Origin of the sequence: Pedobacter terrae, from assembly GCF_900100705.1 — a bacterium.
GTDB classification, from domain to species: domain Bacteria; phylum Bacteroidota; class Bacteroidia; order Sphingobacteriales; family Sphingobacteriaceae; genus Pedobacter; species Pedobacter terrae.
Map to the genome: position 1 here is coordinate 358,141 of NZ_FNCH01000002.1, position 17,820 is coordinate 375,960.

Annotated in this window: 14 protein-coding genes; 2 read left to right on the forward strand and 12 right to left on the reverse strand. The window is 40.3% G+C overall.

Going from position 1 to position 17,820, the window contains the following annotated elements; all coding sequences use genetic code 11:
- Nucleotides 1-33: 33 nt before the first annotated feature.
- From BLR60_RS04700 to BLR60_RS04720, 5 genes are all read right to left on the reverse strand, one after another.
- Entirely contained in the window at nt 34-1,161 is a 1,128-nt protein-coding gene (locus BLR60_RS04700; RefSeq protein WP_090497312.1) for a SusE domain-containing protein, read from the reverse strand.
- A 13-nt stretch (nt 1,162-1,174) separates the two neighbouring features.
- Nucleotides 1,175-2,797: a RagB/SusD family nutrient uptake outer membrane protein gene (locus BLR60_RS04705; RefSeq protein WP_090497314.1), complete on the reverse strand. Its 1,623-nt coding sequence runs from the start codon at nt 2,795-2,797 to the stop codon at nt 1,175-1,177.
- Between the two features lie 23 nt (nt 2,798-2,820).
- Nucleotides 2,821-5,973 (reverse strand): SusC/RagA family TonB-linked outer membrane protein, encoded by a 3,153-nt coding sequence (locus BLR60_RS04710; RefSeq protein ID WP_167354686.1) that lies wholly within the window; start codon nt 5,971-5,973, stop codon nt 2,821-2,823.
- A 67-nt stretch (nt 5,974-6,040) separates the two neighbouring features.
- Entirely contained in the window at nt 6,041-7,459 is a 1,419-nt protein-coding gene (locus BLR60_RS04715) for a sugar porter family MFS transporter (RefSeq protein WP_090497316.1), read from the reverse strand.
- A gap of 6 nt (nt 7,460-7,465) precedes the next feature.
- Complete coding sequence (locus tag BLR60_RS04720) at nt 7,466-9,223, reverse strand: class I mannose-6-phosphate isomerase (RefSeq protein ID WP_244155591.1); 1,758 nt, start codon at nt 9,221-9,223, stop codon at nt 7,466-7,468.
- Between the two features lie 435 nt (nt 9,224-9,658).
- On the opposite strand from BLR60_RS04720, the gene BLR60_RS04725 reads away from it, so the two are divergent.
- On the forward strand, nt 9,659-10,393 hold the full coding sequence (locus tag BLR60_RS04725; protein ID WP_090497403.1) for a GntR family transcriptional regulator: 735 nt from the start codon (nt 9,659-9,661) through the stop codon (nt 10,391-10,393).
- Nucleotides 10,394-10,671: 278 nt separating this feature from the next.
- On the opposite strand, the gene BLR60_RS04730 is transcribed toward BLR60_RS04725, so the two are convergent.
- On the reverse strand, nt 10,672-11,208 hold the full coding sequence (locus BLR60_RS04730) for a hypothetical protein (RefSeq protein WP_143009028.1): 537 nt from the start codon (nt 11,206-11,208) through the stop codon (nt 10,672-10,674).
- 531 nt (nt 11,209-11,739) lie between these two features.
- Here BLR60_RS04730 and BLR60_RS04735 point away from each other — a divergent pair.
- Nucleotides 11,740-12,375 (forward strand): hypothetical protein, encoded by a 636-nt coding sequence (locus BLR60_RS04735; protein ID WP_143009029.1) that lies wholly within the window; start codon nt 11,740-11,742, stop codon nt 12,373-12,375.
- Nucleotides 12,376-12,597: 222 nt separating this feature from the next.
- Here BLR60_RS04735 and BLR60_RS04740 read toward each other — a convergent pair whose 3' ends face one another.
- The 6 genes from BLR60_RS04740 to BLR60_RS04770 all read right to left on the reverse strand — a co-directional run bounded on the left by BLR60_RS04740 (nt 12,598) and on the right by BLR60_RS04770 (nt 17,775).
- Nucleotides 12,598-13,020 (reverse strand): hypothetical protein, encoded by a 423-nt coding sequence (locus BLR60_RS04740; protein ID WP_090497322.1) that lies wholly within the window; start codon nt 13,018-13,020, stop codon nt 12,598-12,600.
- A 436-nt stretch (nt 13,021-13,456) separates the two neighbouring features.
- A complete protein-coding gene (locus tag BLR60_RS04745) occupies nt 13,457-13,843 on the reverse strand; it encodes a DUF7674 family protein (protein ID WP_143009030.1) in 387 nt (128 codons plus the stop codon).
- A gap of 1,208 nt (nt 13,844-15,051) precedes the next feature.
- A complete protein-coding gene (locus tag BLR60_RS04755; RefSeq protein ID WP_090497328.1) occupies nt 15,052-15,393 on the reverse strand; it encodes a type II toxin-antitoxin system PemK/MazF family toxin in 342 nt (113 codons plus the stop codon).
- The gene (locus BLR60_RS04760) at nt 15,380-15,937 is read right to left on the reverse strand and encodes a hypothetical protein (protein WP_090497330.1); all 558 of its coding nucleotides are present in this window, start codon (nt 15,935-15,937) and stop codon (nt 15,380-15,382) included. Before BLR60_RS04760 ends, BLR60_RS04755 begins: the two co-directional genes overlap by 14 nt.
- Before the next feature lie 1,028 nt (nt 15,938-16,965).
- Nucleotides 16,966-17,196 (reverse strand): PDDEXK nuclease domain-containing protein, encoded by a 231-nt coding sequence (locus BLR60_RS04765; RefSeq protein WP_244155592.1) that lies wholly within the window; start codon nt 17,194-17,196, stop codon nt 16,966-16,968.
- 84 nt (nt 17,197-17,280) lie between these two features.
- The gene (locus BLR60_RS04770; RefSeq protein WP_090497332.1) at nt 17,281-17,775 is read right to left on the reverse strand and encodes a cupin domain-containing protein; all 495 of its coding nucleotides are present in this window, start codon (nt 17,773-17,775) and stop codon (nt 17,281-17,283) included.
- Nucleotides 17,776-17,820: the final 45 nt, after the last annotated feature.

Genomic DNA, 17,820 nt, shown 5'->3' on the forward strand with positions numbered 1-17,820 from the left:
ACCACCGGCAACCCACCGGTGGCAGCGCTTAATTTATTGAGTAATGATGCTATGCGTATACGGACCAGTTGCACTAAGACTAACGGTAGCCTTCACGCTTTTGTTATCGGCAGCAGGATCGAACTTATAGGTATTGTTCCATTGATCGTTGGATACAGCATTCAGATAAAAATAGGATGCTGCCTGACCTACAGGGCTTACATTGTTTACATTGCTGCTGCCCATGTATTTTATACCTGCAGCGGTATGAAGCGCAAATTTATAACGCTCGTCTCTACCCCATGAAAACGGATAGAAAACAACCGGTATTGCGCCAGATTGCCAGGTGCCGTTAGCCGTGTAGTTTAGTTGTCCGATTTCGCTTGAATAGGCAGACATATAGAGTCCCATACTTTGAATTTCGGTTACTTCTAACACACTTGCTACATTGAAATCGTACTTCAGGTAATACACTTTTGTATCGCCGTTAACGGTAATTGTTGAAGCGCCTTCTTTAATTAAAGTGCCTTCAGCATAAAATTTTCTTCCGCCGGCAGTTGGCTTGTCTGTAAGCTGGTAAGTTCCGGCTTTTAGTGAAGTATATAGTTCATAAACGCCGTCTTCAAGCTTTTTAAACCGGAGCGCTTTGCTCACATCATCACCACTTTCTGTTGCCGAACCCGTTAGGTAAAGGTCGGTTGGCACATCGGCAAATCCTGCCGGGCGTTCGAGCTGTAATGTCCTGCTTTCCTGACCGGTTTTCTTGTTACTGGCTTTTGACGCGATTACGGTCCAGCTGACCTTACCTGTAGAAGAGGAGTTAATACCACATAATGCCGCAATTTTGGTCAGGTCTTTATGCGATATGGTAACCTGGGCTTGTATTCCTCCGCCATCAGAAATTACTTTAAAAACCGGGTTAGAGAAGTTACCGCCTTCTTTGTCGAAGGCCACTTCATAAAGTACAAGTCCTCCATCTTCGGGAGTTGCTGCTGTCCACTTAAACTGTTGGACCGCAGATGCATTAGCCGGGGTGAGTTTTATGCTCGCCATATTGGCCGGCAGGCTTAATGCGCCGGTTGTGCTCATGTTTTCGTTAAGTGAGTGCTCATCCTTTTTGCAAGAGCTTGCAGCGGTGCATATCACCAGCACCATAGCAAATAATGTTTTGAGATTTTTCATATTCTTACGAGGCTTAGTAACCAGGGTTTTGCGTTAAATTTTTGTTCAGGCTTACCTCGCTTGACGGAATTGCCCATAAATAATCTCTTTGCGGATTAAACTTGCGTTGTTGTGTTCTGATGTAGCCACCATCTATGTTCTGGTCTGTTGCAAATTTTGCACCATGGGCAAAGCCATTCATGGTAACTTCTGCTACTCGCCAGCGTCTGATGTCATCTGTTCTCAAACCTTCCATTGCAAGCTCAGCCCTGCGTTCGCGACGGATAACAGCGGTTAAATCTCCTGACGGAAAACTTAAGGCTGCCGGATCGGTGAAACCAGCCCTGGCACGGAGCGCACCAATTGTTTTCGCCCATATAGTGGCATCCATCTGCCCCAAGGCGTTTTTCGCTTCGGCGTAAGTGAGCAACACCTCCGCATAACGGAAAAGGTGTAAATTATTTCCGGATACAAAACTCGATAAAGCAATGGGGTCGAAATATTTTCTCCAGTAATAACCTGTAGCAGAAGCACTTTGCGAACCCGGCGAATATTCATCCAGGCCTGGCTGAACGGGATCTGAACCTGGTTTAATGTAAATTGTTTTGGTCGTATTATTAGGATTTACCCACGTATACCGGTCATAAACCACCGTGGCGGTGAGCCTTGGATCGCGGTTGATATAAGGGTTGGTTTCCACATAACCTGAACCGGCTTCTTTAATTCCTTTTCCGTTAAGCATGATATAGTCATCTACCAACTCCTGTGTCGGAGCCATGGCACTCACCCTTCCGCCAACTGTTCTCGGGGCAAAATCCCAGAAATTTTGCCAGGTTCTCACCGTTGGAACATATTGAAGGGACAATATACTTTCGCTGTTGGTTTTGTTGGTTGCAGGGTCACTAAATAAGGCACTGTAATTCGACGTTAATGAATAGGTGCCGTAGGTTGCTTGATTGTTGATTAACTTTTCGCAAACCGCCACTACTTCTGCCATTTTGTTTCCCTGGTAAAGCAATGTTCTCATCTGCAGGGCAAGTGCTGCACCTTTTGTAATCCTGCCGTTTTCACTGGCCGGGAGCTGATCTTTACTTGGAAGATTAGGAATTGCCGCTTCAAGCTGAGCGATAATGTATTCGCTTACCGCTGCTTTTGAGGTACGTGGAATCACCTGAGCCTCTTCTGGTGTAAGGTCGTGATCCGGAAGGGGCACATCTCCATACCATTTACTTAGATTAAACAATGCAAAAGCCCTCATAAACTGGTTTTCGGCTTTCATCCTGGCGATAGTTGCCGCCGGAAGTGTTTTATTTTGGTCTACATTTTCTAAAAATATGTTGACTGACTTTATGGTTTTGTAATAACTTGCCCAATCTCCGGCAAACTTGGCGGTAAGCGAAGTGGCATTTCCGCTTGCAATCAGGTTAAGGTCTCCTGAAGGTGAATATGCGTTATCAGAGAGTGCTTCCGGCTCAAAATATAATGAACTGTTGTAAAGCAAGCTGTAATTATTATTGAGCGCACTGTTTACATTCACATCCACGGTCCAGAATGTTAAATCTGAAAACCGGTCGGTTGGCGCAATATCGAGCTTTTTACATCCTGCAAAAGCAAGAAGGCTAAAAGCGATGATGAGGGTTTTATTTAAAAATTTCATATGAGTAATTCTAGCCGTGAATATTAAAAGGTGATGTCAAGACCTGCTCCGTAAAAAATTGGTAATGGATACTGGCGGGCGCTATTCGAACTCGAACCAGTGCTCAGGTTATTCCCGAATTCTGAAGTTTCCGGGTCGATAAATTTAAGTTTTGAAAGCGTAAACAAATTCTGCCCGATCAGGGAAACCCTCAGGCGCTGAATACCTGCTTTTTGTGTTAGTGCCTGTGGCAAGGTATAGCCGATGTTCACATTTTTTAAACGTGCGTAAGCCGCATCATATTTGTAAAGATCGGAACCCGTTCTCCAGTTGTTGGTATTTGATGGCGATCCGATGTTGGCAAAAATCGGGTAGCGTGCATCAGGATTTCCCGGACTCCAGTAATCGGTCATGTGCTCATAAACTGTTGCGCCATAACCATAATGAAAAGGCTCAACAAGTTCTCCGCGAAGGAATGTTTCGCGTTTACCCACCCCCTGGATGAACAACTGAAGATCGAAACCTTTTACAGCCAGGCGGTAGGTGAATCCGAAAGTATATCTTGGGAAGGGATTGCCCAATACAGTTTTATCTTTTGCATCAATCACGCCGTCATTATTCAGATCTTTAAATTTAACGTCTCCCGGAACAACTGCATTTCCGGCAATTTTCGGAGCGCTGTTGATGTCTGCCTGATTTTGAAAAAATCCATTGGTTTGATAGCCGTAATATTGTGTAATGGGTTCGCCCACACGTCTAAGCAACTGGAATACATCCTGATTGATGATCTGTTCAGTAGCTCCACCCGATAACTGAAGCAACTTGTTTTGGTTGTCTGCTACATTAAGGCTAAAACTTTGGGTTACGTTTTCTCCACGTAAATTGTAGGTAACCGAAGCTTCCCAGCCTTTACTTCTCACTTTCGCCACATTAAAATCGGGTGTAGCCGCACCAAATATTGCCGGAACATCCTGCCTTGGCTGAAGGATATCTCTGGTTACTTTATTGAAGTAATCAAAAGTAGCCGTTAATGCATTGTCAAAAAAACCTGCTTCCAAACCGATATTTAAGGTAGAAGCTTTTTCCCAGGTTAAATCCCGGTTAGATAATAATGTACCTGCGCCACCTACCGGGATATTATTGAATCCATAAGCACTTGCATAGTTAAAATAGGTGGTTTGATACTGGAAGTTGCCCACATTCTGATTTCCTAAAACCCCGTATGAGGCACGAAGTTTCAGATTGCTTACCGTACGCTTTAAGGATTCCATAAAAGACTCCTGAGAGATAATCCAGCCTGCACTCAGCGATGGAAAGAAACTGCCGCGGTTGCCCCTGGCAAATTTTGAGGAAGCATCGTAACGTGCAGTGGCCTCCAGCAAATAACGGTCTTCGAAAGCATAATTGAGTCTGCCAAATAAAGACTGCAAGCTATTGGAGTTAATCGCTAAGCTATTATTAGAATTAATGGGATCCACTATAGTTCCTGTTGTTGGCGTTCCCAGTAACTGGTCTGTTAAGGTTTTTTGAAGCTGAAAGCCACGTTGTGAATAATTTTCGCTTGAAGCACCCAATTGAACTTTAAAATCGTGCGCTGCAATTTTCTTTCCATATTCCAGATAAACTTTGGTGTTGAAAAGTTGCGATTTGCTGTTGGCATCCAAAACCGAGCGATCATCTCCGTAAACGCCTGAAGGAAGATAATTTACCTGTCTACGGCGGAAAAATGTGCCATTATTTTGCAAGGTTCCACCGAATTCGCCGGTTAGTTTCAGGTTTTTGGTAATGTTAAACTGTCCATTGAATGAGCCGAAAATCTCATCATTATCGGCCTGGTTAAATCCGCCGTTTTCCAGAACGCCGTATTCATTGTACTGTGAAGCAAAAGGATTGGTGAGGTAGTTGCCATTTTCGTCCTGCCAGTTGAAATTTTGTGGAACCCTGTTTGCATCGGCGAAGATATTGTTATCACCCACGCTGTTGGTCTTGTTTCTGGTTTTGGTATAAAGCAAGATGAAATTCGTGCGCAATTTTCCGATAACATTGGTCTGATTTAACCTCAAATTGTATTTCTGATAGCCGAATTTTGATCCCTCACCCCCATTGCCAATAAAATTACTTTGCTGATCCTGGAAACCTGCTGAAACGTAGAAGGCGCTTTTTTCTCCACCACCGGCAATATTTACGTTATGTGACTGTTGTGGTGCCGTGCGTAAAAGATGATCGATATCCCAGGTGCCATCTCCCTGATCTTTGAGTTGTTGAATCTGATCTGGTGTATAAGCCGGGCTTAAACCTGAATTAACCAAAGATTCGTTTTTATAATAAGCATTTTGCCAGGCCGGAACTTTATGTACCAGCACATTGGCATCCTGGATACCGTAACTTCCATTATAAGAAACTGTAGTTTTTTGATTGAGCTTACCGGCTTTCGTGGTAATCAATATTACGCCATTTGCCGCTCTTGAACCGTAAATGGCAGCAGAACCGGCATCTTTTAGTACAGAGACGCTCGCAATATCGTTTGGATTAATGGTGTTTAAATTCCCTCCAACAATACCATCCACAACCACCAGGGGCGTATTGTCTCCTAAAGTCCCTACCCCCCTGATATTCACGGTAACATCACTTCCGGGGTTTAGGTTGGTTTGCTGAATGATCAGATTGGGCGCTTCGCCCTGCAATGCCTGGTAGGCATTCAGTACGGGTTTATTTTCGATGTTCTTTGCATCAATCGTGCTCACCGAACCAGTTATAGATACCCGTTTTTGTGTACCATAACCCACAACCACCACGTCATTCAACTCGTTTCCGGCAGCAGGCACCAGCTTTACGTTAATTACTTTTCTCGAGGCAATGGCAACCTCCTGGCCCGTATAACCGATATAGGAAAAAGAGAGGCTTCCTGACGCCAGATTATCCGGAACTGAAATGCTGTAGTTTCCGTTAGCATCTGTAACAGTGCCTACCGATGTGCCTTTAATCTGCACATTTACACCCGGAAGGCCGCTGCCTTTCTCGTCCACTACTTTTCCGCCTATGGTCATATTTTTAGATCCTTGCCCCAACAGCATTAAAGCAGAGGGGCTTGCAGCGAGGTAACCTGGCATAAAAAGCACCAGTACGACCAACAGCAAGGCCAGCTGCCTGCAGCAGCACCACTTAAGTTTTTTTGATTGGTAAATTTTGAGTCTCATAACATTTTGATTGGTTAGCATGCCTACAGGCATTTTTGATATATGGTTAGGTTCTTTTGGTGTTTATTTATTTGGGGATACTTTGGCTTCGTTGCCAGTGTTCTTCAATTTCTTCAAGAGAACGTCCTTTGGTTTCCGGGATCAGCTTCCAGGTGAGGAGCAATGCCGGAGAACAACAGATGGCAAAAATCCAGAAGGTCCACGAAGTTCCGATGCCCTGAAGCATCACCGGTGTAAGCTGACCAACAAAGAAATTACCGATCCAGAGGGTAAGCGTAGCCAGAGACATGGCTTTACCCCTAATGCCGTTAGGAAAAATTTCTCCGATAACTACCCAGCATACCGGCCCGAAAGAAAAAGCAAAACAGGCGATGAAAGCGAGGATAAAAATGAGGATCCACGGACCTGAGATTACGCCGAACTGAAAAAGCATGCCAATAATGATAAGCGAAATCACCGCCCCTCCTACACCAACATAAAGCAGGGGTTTACGCCCCCATTTATCGACCGTAAAAATGGCTACAAATGTAAAAATCACATTTACGATACCGATGGTTACCTGCCCGCCAAGGGCGTTATTCAGCGTAAAGCCTGCTTGTTCCAGTATTCTCGGACCGTAATAAATAACGGCATTAATGCCGCAAACCTGAGAGAGAAAGGGAAGCAAAAGGCCAATCCAAAGCGCTTTACGGTAAACCGGGCTAAAAAGTGTTTTCAGTGAGCCCTCTTCTCCCGAAATTCGTTGACCGGAAAAAGCTTCCAGTTCTTTCCTTGCCGCTGCTTCACCGTCAATTTTGATTAATATCCGCGCTGCTAAATCTTTGCGCCCCATGGTTAGTAACCATCTCGGCGATTCGGGGACGGCAAAGAGCGCCAAAAGAAAAATAAGCGCCGGAAAAGCGCCCAGCCCAAGCATGGCACGCCATACTTCTGTAGAGAATATTCTTTGTAACGCTGCATTCGAATGCACCTCGCCGGTGTGATTTGCCAGGTAAGCATTGGTAAAATAGGCCACAACAATACCAATGGTTAGGGCAAGCTGATAAAGCGAAACCATGGTTCCACGCAGCCTCGAAGGCGCAAACTCCGAAATATAAAGCGGTGATACCATCGAGGCCACGCCGATTCCGATGCCCCCAATAAGCCTGAAGATAATCAGGGCAGAGAAGGATCCCGAGTACATGCAGCCCAGGGCTGAGGTTAGGAAAAGAAAGGCAGAGAGAATAAGGACGATTTTCCGTCCGAATTTATCGCTGAGCTTACCTGAAATGATTACCCCGATGATGCAGCCCAAAAGGGCACAACTCACAAACCATCCTTCGCTGACCGCATCCAGGCCAAAGTCTTTTGTAACCAGGCTGATGGTACCGGATATCACGGCTGTATCGAAGCCAAACAAAAAGCCTCCCAAGGCAGCAACCAGGCTCACGAGGTACAAGTAAGAACGACTTTTTTTGATATCGGTATGTTTTTCCTGTATAGTCATGTTAATTTATTTTAAAAAAGCTTTGATTACTTTCGCCTGCCCGTTTGAGTTATTCGTAATGCTGTAGCTTCCGGCTGCTGCCGGGATCACAAAAGTTTCCGCATACTGAAAATGCATGGTCGAGCCGTTGGCAGTGCTTACCGTAACCGAACCACCTTCAACAAGCATCAGAACATGACAAACATTGTCCGTTTCAACATCAACGTGTAAATCAAAGTCCAGGCGATGTACATCATAAAAATGTTCGGCGTGGGTAGGCAGGTGATAACAGGTACACCCTTCCTTTTCAAAAAGGACAGTCGGTTTGGAAATGAGCTCTTGTTTTACCTTGCTTCCTTTTCGTGAAAAATCGAGATTTTTAAAAGCATGGTCGATATTAATTGGCCGTGGCTTGCCATTGAGGTCCAGCCTCAACCAATCATACATCTTAAAAGTAAAAATATAGGGTGTTGCACTAATTTCAAGCACCAGGTTATGTGCACCTGCACTGTGAATGGTGCCATTTGGAATCAGAAACAGATCGTGCTTTTCTGCTTGGTGACACTGTACGTATTGCTCAATCTCTATTGCTACTCCATTTCGGTTACTATCCTCCAGTACTGTTCTAAAAGCAGCCGGATCGATGTCCTCCTGAAAGCCCAGGTACACGCTCGCCTCATCATTGCAATCCAGAATATAGTAGGTTTCATCCTGAGTGATGTTTTCTCCAAACTGTTCTTTAATATATTCAAGACTTGGATGGCATTGGATAGAAAGGTTACCGCCGTCAAAGGTGTCGAGAAAATCAAACCTTATTGGAAATTCATTTCCAAATCGTTCAGCATGCCTGCCCAGTATGTTTTCCGATTGGGTGAACATCAGCAGATCGAAAGAGACCTCTAAAAGCAGCCCGTCACTTTCAAACACCAGACCGTTTTCCGGAACAATAAGCTCAAAAGACCATGCATAATTAACCTCATTTTGATCAAGTTGGGGCATATGCTTTTTCATCCATTGCCCACCCCAGGCGCCCGGGGCAAACCATGGCCTTGCACGAAATACCGATGCAGACATTTTCTGAAGCCCTTCCCTAACCGAGTCACCATAGCCCCAGTTAATGTCTTCCTCCCACTGCGCATCAACAAAAACAGCTACATTTTTTGCTAACTGCTCTTTGTGGGCATTAAGTACAACCCAGTCTACAAAATAAAAACGTTTGTACATTTCAGTTGGTTCCTGCGGACCAGACTTGCCCAAATTGCAGATGGCGCCCGCACTCATTCGGTGCTGCAGCTCATTTTTGGGTAAATCCACATAAATCAGGGGTGCATCCCATTCGCTTAGCGAAGCGCCGCAGCCGATTATAATGTTTACATCACAATCTTCATTCACTTCTGAAGCCTTTAAAGCTTCAAGATCAAAAAAATCACCCAGGCTCAGCGTGGTCTTTTTTCCCCACACCCCGTCCTTCTCGCCTAAAAAGTCTAGCGTCATTTCATCAATCAGGTCTTCATCTTTTAAAAAAGAAGCTGTATCTATAATGTGTACCCGTAACTTTCTGGATTCAAGTTCTTTCTTAAGTGAGCGGATGAATAAATTCCAATATACCCCAACATAGCCATCCACAACGACGGTTTTTTGCCGCGTGATGTAATCGGCAAGGGCAGCATAACCATTAAAAATTTGTTTTTCTCCCAGCGCAAAGTACGGGTAGATATCGTAGCCCTGCGGTTTGCTGATTTCTTTAATAAATGCCGGCATAATTTCCTGCTCGGTCTTTCGCATCGGTTCTTCTATTGACATATTGGGATAAGGGTGCTGGTATGTTATATTTTGAATTTGGTCCATGTTCATACAATGTTCTGGCATCCAGGAATTTCAGGCACACGAAATGAGGATTTTTTTATCCCGGTAACGATGCTTTAATCGTGATCATAGTTGAACCATCATTACTAAAACTAACACAACAGGTATTCAGAATGGGTATTTGGCTCAACATGACGAAAATTTTAAAAATTAAGTAAACTATTTGGTTAGACAGTACATTCTTTAGTATGTATATACAAATGTATTATTAAATAAATGAGTTCCAAATTTTTATTCGATTATTTTTTGCACCTGACTGCCAGTTGCGACTAAACCGAGGCTTAAATTGCAGCAAGCAATAGCATGTATGTACATGATGTAATTAAGCGATTTTTTTATATCATTGTATCGAGTATGAAACTAACAATAGACCATAAAAGTCAGGTGCCATTACATGTACAGGCAGAAGCATTGTTACGAAAATTAATTGAAAGCCCTGAATATGCCGGCGGCAAACTGCTTCCCAACGAAGTAGACTTATCAAAAGAATTGGGCATATCACGCACTACTTTACGCCAATCGATCAATAAACTGGTTTACGACGGCTTGCTGAGCCGGAAAAAAGGTGTGGGCACCAGGGTTGCCGAGTCGAAATCCCTGAGTTCCAAATCCAAAAACTGGATGAGTTTCTCTCAGGAAATGAGCGCCAGGGGAATTCCGATTCGAAATTTTGAATTACATGTAAGCTGGGTTTATCCGGAAAAACGGCTGGCAAGTTTTTTTCAGATTAAGGAAGATAAGAAAGTGCTGAAACTGGTTCGCTTAAGGGGCCGCCCGGAGGGGCCTTTCGTCTATTTCGAATCTTACTTTCATCCAAATGTAGGCTTAACCGGCGAGGAGGATTACAAAGCGCCCCTTTATGAAATGCTCGAAAAGGAACATGCGGTTGTTGCGATGATATCCAAAGAGGAAATCAGTGCCTTACTTGCGGATGAATTTATTGCCGCTAAACTAGAGACAGATATAGGCTCCCCTATCTTATTCAGGAAGCGTTTTGTTTATGATATTGACGAAAAACCAATTGAATACAACCTCGGCTTTTATAAGGCCGATAGCTTTATCTATACGGTGGAGAGCAGAAGAGATTAGATCTATTCACGTTCAACATTAAATAATCCATAGTCTTCTTATGCTCAATCCAAAGGCTCCAGACTACGGACAGATGGGCAGTAGGTTTGGCAGACTACCATTACCATCTACCACAGCAAGGCTGGAACTTCAAATCTCCTGTAGATTTATTGCAGGAAATTTGAGGACAAAATTATACTTTTGAATGGCCTGAACAGAGGGGAGCTTACAAGGAAAAGAGGCGATTGCGGCAGCAAGAACTCTGGATAAAATAAGTGTTACAATGCCAAAAGCGAACTTTACAACTCATTCTGGTCATTAATCGTAATCGAAACAGGAATTTCGGCCAATTTTGTAACACCATCTTCCATTTCTAACCTGATCTGAACTTTACCTTTTAATTCAGAAAAAAACTGATTCGTTCGGATGGTGATACCCACCTTTTGGGACAAATTTTTATCATATTCCCCCAGTCCAAAACGTTGTAGGTACAATGGATTTTCTGTAGTATCTGCCAGCATTACCTTTTCGCCCTTTTCGTTTTTAAGCTCGCTATGCAAAATAACGCAACCAATATGATCTACCATATCCGGAGCATGACTGCCTTCCAGTTTTTCGGCAGCTTCCATGGCTTTAATTTCTTGCGCAGAAAGCGGATAATGGCTGTACAACAACCATTCATTAGTTGGCTTGCGATCAGATTCGTTAAGATCTGTAGTCGTAGCACGCATATTACTGCTTAACGAATTCAAAATATTTTGTTGCTCATTTTTGGTGAGTTTATCCGGAACATCTTTCTGCCTGTTCTGGCAAGCAGACAGCAGTATAACTTGCATAACGACGATCATTATTCCTGACATCATTTTGCCATACCGCTTTTTGAAAGCAGGTAGTATACAAATATAAGCAGTACCACGATTGGGACAATTTAAGACATTTTCATTTTTCATAGTTTTATTTTTAATCATATCTTTCAGCTTTCCCATCAAAATATAGCAGGTACCGGTAAATATTTTTTGGTCATTAATTATTTAATTAGCCAATAATGGCTTATCGCTTTATCTGTATCGACTGTCTCAGCAAAAAACTACCAAAGCAAAGTTACAAATAGACGAATATCACAAAATCGTGATATATTTTTGCGATTTAATAATTAAAATTTTCCTTTGTGTTTTGAGATTTTTTTTCTAAATTGCTGATGCGAAATAATAATAAACAGAATTTTCAACTTAGACAGAGAAGCAATTAAGTAAGCAAATCAATTTTTTAACAATATTCCTGGGTGAGCGGTTTGGCACCGTATCTAAATTTTCTCTGAAAAGAGTTTATTGTTGTTTCGCAGCACCCAGGATCTTTTTAACAATGTTATGCGAAACAACAATTGTAAAAATCAACACACTCAGCTCCCTGCTCAGGTTGCAGCTGTTACCAACCACATGAATGTAATGCCTGCTATTTGCGCGGTAAAGGCTACTTTACATCACATTGATGGAAATGTATCAGAAATCATGATGACTTTGCCACGCTACAGCGGTTGGGCAGAATTTTTAGAGGATGGTCAAAATGCCGTTAGGGAATATGTATATCAGCTCACCCGGCATTGGATACAGATTACCCATTTCTTTATCGAAACCGGAACTATAAGCCCCAATGGCGAAATAGCTTCCTGCTTTTTACCACGCCGGTTCGATATCCCGCTAGGCAAATATTATAAACCGATGGTATGCGGTGAATGGATTTGGGCCGATCAGCACCCGCATCATCCAAAATACAACCAAAAAGGATCGAGCAAAAGTTTATCCACATTAATGGCCATTGCAAATAGTAGGCATGATGTAGTTTATCATCATATAGAACCTGATACCATCCTTTGCGGCATTCCATTCGATAGCAAATCGGCTTACTTTGAAAAAGGTGATGTGCCTATTGGGCATTTTGAAAAGAATGGGATAGAATATTTGGTTATTTACAGTTATGTGGTTGGGAAAGGGAGTTTTGAGTGATAAAGGGGTAAAATAATTTAAGCCCTTGCAGATTTGTGGGGGCTTAAAATATACCAAAATAATTACCTCCTTAGCGGCACACTTAATACACTATCTACTAAGATAGTAACGATTTAACAAATTCAAAAAGATTTCCAACGCCCTACACTTTATAGGAGTACAGGATAAAGCCCCTTCTTGCAAAATCAGGGGCTTTTTTCTTCACATACATTAACATACAAATTAATTAAATTTAATTTCCGATAGCTTAAATTTATGCTCGACATTTTGAATTTCGGTAATACCATTTGCAAACCTTAGCATTAAGCTCGCTAAGGATAAAACTGTATTAGTTTTTATAAATTCCATTTCATATCCAGCCCTCGCAATTTCCTTATCTGTATGCATTGTATTTATCGACAACATCTTGCCTTCAACTAGTCTTTCATAACCCAAAACGTCTAGATTTAGGCAATTTGGAGGTACAAGAAGAGCCGAATCAATTGCAGTATCAATGAGTTTGCATATTTCATCTTCATTCTTAGCTAGCCAAATATCATTCCTAATCTTTAATAACTTCTTAATCAAGTTCGCTTGATCTTCTGACGTTTCGCCTGGTCGGTGGTTGTGCTTCAAAAACACCCCATATCTTTTTAAATTTCTCATAAAACAAATATATGTAAATTTAAAACTACAATATTGTAGTTGATAATAAGTTTTCGACATCATACATTTTATTTCTAAAAGTTAGTAAGCTTGCCAACTTCCCTACCTCACCCCTCAAATGTACTTTTGGTTATCAATAAAAAAATAAAAACGCAATTTATGCCATTTTTAAATGGAGTATCAGCATTCCCAACCCGGAAGAACAAAGGACAAAATAAAAAAGCCTGTTAAGCTTATTCTGGAAAAGCTGCTTGAAACCTATCTATCCGTAAAATTAAGCACTACGACTCTACGGATTATGGTAATGTTGAGTTTCTAAACGCCATTTGGTTTTCTCCTATGTACGTAGTCTGCTTAAGCTAAGCCTAAGGCTCAAAGACTACGAACACATGGTAGGCTTTTAATTAGCTCTTATCCGTTTCCTCGCTACCTCTTGTCAATTGTAATAATGCGAAAATTCATAGAAATACTTTCGCAATTTTTCGCTTAAACAACCAGCAACCATTTCTCTATCAATATTTTTCTCTGTGTAGATAATTTCAAGAATTCCGACTTTTAATATGTTCAAAACTTCCAAATTATTACTTTCTCCAAGTTGATTAATAAAAGCAAAGGCTTTGCTTACAACTGCACCTGCGGGTTCAATTTCAATTTCTTTTGCCAGAAATGAAGCAAACTCATTCATCAATAAATATACTCCACCAGAAAAATTGTAATTGGAGCTATCTAACTCAAATACTGTTTTAAACTCAGGAACAGCATCAAATAATGAATCCTTAAGCGTTTTATAAATAAAGTCATCAATCTTGTTCAATTCTTCCATTTTCTGTCTTGATTTCGTTACCATTTTAAGCCTGTTCCATTGGTTAAATCTTCGATAATTTCAAAATAACTTTTCTATCTCCTGTAGATAAAGTTCCAAAATTGCCCTTTAAAAAATTTCTTATACCATTAAGACCATCTTGTGTTTACTGAATGAGAGCCGCTATCTGATCTTATAGTGCCATTTGCAAGCTCCTCTTTAATCATAATGCCGATTTCCTTTGCAATCAAAATATTTTGATAAACTTGCCATTTTCTATTGCTTGGATAATTTATCATACTAATTGGGTTTGTCGTTATTCTCAATTAGTATTTATTTGGCCATTGGGCGATGGCCTTTTATCCACTTTTCAACACATACACGTTTATTTATCCGTTTTTAAACAGCCTAGCCTCTAAGATTAACTGCAGAATCTTTCTAGCAGATATTTAGAATAAAACGGAGCAGTTACAATCATCGATAACGAAAAAAGAAAAAAAGTTACGCTAAAAACAACTGAAGCTGCGTTACTATTGAACAGTTTCGGTTTTTCAGCAATGATTTTTTCCATTTTTTTTGATCTGTAATAAATTTGGAAGTTGAGCAGCATAATAGCTCCTGTAACAACCAACATTGGCCACTTAGGGATATTATAACAAAAAATAGTTATGGATATTATATTTAATAATCCATTAACAATAAAGCTCTCCATTATGCTTAAACAGAAAATAACTGTAGAATGAGGTTGATCATCTGGAAGAATCTTCGTATAAAATAGATAATAGTAGTAATAAAGATTTTTCATTAAGGTTTCAATTTATCGATCATTTCTTGTAGTTTTTCATTATAGCGAGGGTATTCCTCTCGTTCAACACCTAACAAATCCTGAATTACCGGTCTCACATTTTTCTATACCCGGGATCACTCGCAATTTCCCTATCTGTCCGTAGAGTTAAGCATAGCGACTCTACGGATTATGGTATAATTTTAAGCTTCTATTTCTCCTATGCACGTAGTCTCTTTATACTCAAACTAAGGCTCAAGAATACGGACAGATGGTATAGGGTTAAGCTGGTATCGCCTTTAATGTCTATTGGATCTTTCTTATCCTTGGTGATTTCAATAAATCTTTTTACCCGGTGATAAGCTTCTAGGTATTCAGTGTTGGTAGTTGATTTCCCATAATGCAATATATAAAAAGCAATAAAAAAGCCATCTGGTGGGGTGGCTTAAATTATATCAATATCATTTCTTATTGCATCTATTTCATCCATAATTTCTGACGGACATCTGCCCTCAAGTCGGATAATGAATTTTTTATGAAGTGGAATTTCATGTTCAACTCTTAAATAGGTTTCTTTTGTCAACCTCATCATTTTAAAAGCTTTACTGCCAGGCTTGATGCATATTTCCTTTTCATGAGATCTTTCAGTTCCGGTACATTTTATGACTATACATTCATTATCAACTTCATCCTCAACAACGACTGCGGATCTAACGCTAGTTCGCATTGGATCTTCTTCGTATGGGTAATAAACTTTGACTACATCTCCCCGCTTATAGAATGCCATGCTTAACTGTTTCTTTAGAGTTAAAGTTGACTCTATCTTCCTGTTTCCAGTCAGATAGATCTACACTCTTATAACAGTCAATTAATTCTTTGAATAATTCCTTGTTAGTTGCAGGATCTATTGTGTTAGGATATACGAGAGAGGTAATTTTTTCAGATGAATATTTTAATTCAGCATGCAGCTTTTCGATTTGGTTAATGACCAAATTCAAGAAGAAAGATTTGTCTGATTTTTTTTTAAGAGTTTTTGCCAATGGAAGGACTGTATCAGAATAATCTTCATACATATGTAGAAAATCTAATTCTAGCTCCATCTTATCTCTTTCTTCAAATTTTTCAAGATCGACTAATAAAGATTTTACAGTCCTATTTAAGTCAGATCTTTGAAGTCTTAATTGAATAGAAAATTTTCCTAAAATAAATGGCATAGCAATTTTATATCCAACAAGACCAAAGTACAGCTTTGTTTTTTTAATTGAAGCGTCAAAGTCACCAATGACCTTGTTCAATTCATGTTCTTGATTATCGATAGAAAACGATGTCATGACCTTATGAGAGCAATTTTTTGAGGAACACTTTATCTTTATTTAAAAACAGGGGTGCAAAATAGGCTTTTTTTCTGAACAAAACCTTGTTGTACAAAAAAATATGTCTTTAGAACATACTCCTCTTTCAGCGCCTTTGCTTAATTAACGTCTAATGTATAGGAAAGGTTTTATCTTGTCAATAGGGAAACCCGTAATTTTACAATGATTCATTCATTCATTCACCCACCGCTGGGCGATTACTTTACGGAAAACCGTCTAATTTTGATTTAAACCAAAATTTTTAATTTAAAATGCTAGAATTTAAAAATGTAACAAAATAGTTGCAATAATAAGATTATTCCCATTTTGCTAATAAAACATTGGTAAAGCTTGCTATTTTTTCTCACGGGGTTATGATCATCATTGCAAATTTAATAATAATTAACAGTACCACTCACCAAATCCATAGTTGGTGTCGACCAGAATTACTATAGCCTTAACTTTGTATATCCCTTTCCTGGCGCAAGTCTTAGCGTTGGGAGCTGTTGGGCTGACTTGTGCTTTCAAAACTTAATAAGTAATGATTTTTAATAATCATTTTTGCTAAAGCCCCTTTTCTAGCGCAAGTCTTAGTGGTTGGGGAACTGTTGTGGCTGACTTGTGCTTTTCAATACTCAGTATTTTACTATTCGCAATAATCATTTTCGCAAAAGTATAAGTAATGCTCACTGCTCAGGCCTTTGCGCGCAATAACTTTTATAAGGAAGGATCAAAGTAACTACTCCATAACTTTGGTATCGATCCTATAAAGTGAAACCATAAGCAAACAAAAAAGCTTCGGTAGAACCGAAGCTTTAAGCATACCGATCAGCAGGAATACTTTGAACATTTAAATCGCTTTTATTGCTTTTATAGATTCTATAATTGAGGATTTGGAGCGAAAAGGTTTTATATAAATCATCATGAAAATTATTCGGATTTTCATGGTGGACACCTTGAGAGCTTATATTAAAACAAAAAAATTGGCAAATACGAGAGCCAATCTTTTAACTATTAAAGAGGTTAAGTTTTACCTTTTCCCGTTCTATTTCTGCAATTAGTTCCTCTTCTGTAGGTAGATAAGGCATGTATTTAGTAGCAAAGAGTCTGGGATTATCGTTGATCACAGAATACTTAACTACCGTTTCACTTTTTTCTGTACAAAGAATAATACCTATTGTTGGATTATCGCCTTCTGGTTTTTTTAGATCATCAAACATCCGTCTATACATATCCATTTAACCAATTTTTAAAATTGTGAATAGATTGTTTTGATTTAGTAATATTGCCGCCATGTCTGGCGGCACTATTTGGTTCCTATGTTACTTGTCTAAATAATCAGGGGGATAAACCTCCTGTCCATATTTCTGTGCAGCTGAGATAAGTTTTTTTACCGTATTTTCGTCCATTACAGGCGGTGGTAAAAATTCCCCCTCCTGTACGGGCGTTCCTATTTCTTCAAAGAAATCATCTAAACCTGCCGGAACAACCGTGCATAGGAGGTGAGCCAAATCATTACTGACATTTTTAAAACTATGTATGGCACCACCTTTTGGAATTGTTATGGTATCTCCCTTTTGGGCAATGCTTTTGCCTTGTTCCGTTTTAAATTCTACTTCTCCATCCACCACATAAAAGGATTCGTGGAAAGATGCATGTGCGTGCGGACCGGGACCGCCACCCGGAGGTATTAGCATATCAATAATTGCGAATTCACCATTGGTTTGTTTTCCGGGGATAACAATGCGGTAGGTATCGCCAACTATCGAGAGATGGCTTCCATCACTCTTAGTTATTTGTTTTATGTTATTTGCCATGTCTTATTGATGTGGATTATGGATTAGCAATTGTTATTTAATCAG

Bases quoted from the DNA above. Each gene is read 5' to 3' on its own strand.
- BLR60_RS04700 (WP_090497312.1), bottom strand. From the start codon at position 1,161: ATGAAAAATCTCAAAACATTATTTGCTATGGTGCTGGTGATATGCACC.
- BLR60_RS04705 (WP_090497314.1), bottom strand. From the start codon at position 2,797: ATGAAATTTTTAAATAAAACCCTCATCATCGCTTTTAGCCTTCTTGCT.
- BLR60_RS04710 (WP_167354686.1), bottom strand. From the start codon at position 5,973: ATGAGACTCAAAATTTACCAATCAAAAAAACTTAAGTGGTGCTGCTGC.
- BLR60_RS04715 (WP_090497316.1), bottom strand. From the start codon at position 7,459: ATGACTATACAGGAAAAACATACCGATATCAAAAAAAGTCGTTCTTAC.
- BLR60_RS04720 (WP_244155591.1), bottom strand. From the start codon at position 9,223: ATGCGAAAGACCGAGCAGGAAATTATGCCGGCATTTATTAAAGAAATC.
- BLR60_RS04725 (WP_090497403.1), top strand. From the start codon at position 9,659: ATGAAACTAACAATAGACCATAAAAGTCAGGTGCCATTACATGTACAG.
- BLR60_RS04730 (WP_143009028.1), bottom strand. From the start codon at position 11,208: ATGCAAGTTATACTGCTGTCTGCTTGCCAGAACAGGCAGAAAGATGTT.
- BLR60_RS04735 (WP_143009029.1), top strand. From the start codon at position 11,740: ATGCGAAACAACAATTGTAAAAATCAACACACTCAGCTCCCTGCTCAG.
- BLR60_RS04740 (WP_090497322.1), bottom strand. From the start codon at position 13,020: ATGAGAAATTTAAAAAGATATGGGGTGTTTTTGAAGCACAACCACCGA.
- BLR60_RS04745 (WP_143009030.1), bottom strand. From the start codon at position 13,843: ATGGAAGAATTGAACAAGATTGATGACTTTATTTATAAAACGCTTAAG.
- BLR60_RS04755 (WP_090497328.1), bottom strand. From the start codon at position 15,393: ATGGCATTCTATAAGCGGGGAGATGTAGTCAAAGTTTATTACCCATAC.
- BLR60_RS04760 (WP_090497330.1), bottom strand. From the start codon at position 15,937: ATGACATCGTTTTCTATCGATAATCAAGAACATGAATTGAACAAGGTC.
- BLR60_RS04765 (WP_244155592.1), bottom strand. From the start codon at position 17,196: ATGGATATGTATAGACGGATGTTTGATGATCTAAAAAAACCAGAAGGC.
- BLR60_RS04770 (WP_090497332.1), bottom strand. From the start codon at position 17,775: ATGGCAAATAACATAAAACAAATAACTAAGAGTGATGGAAGCCATCTC.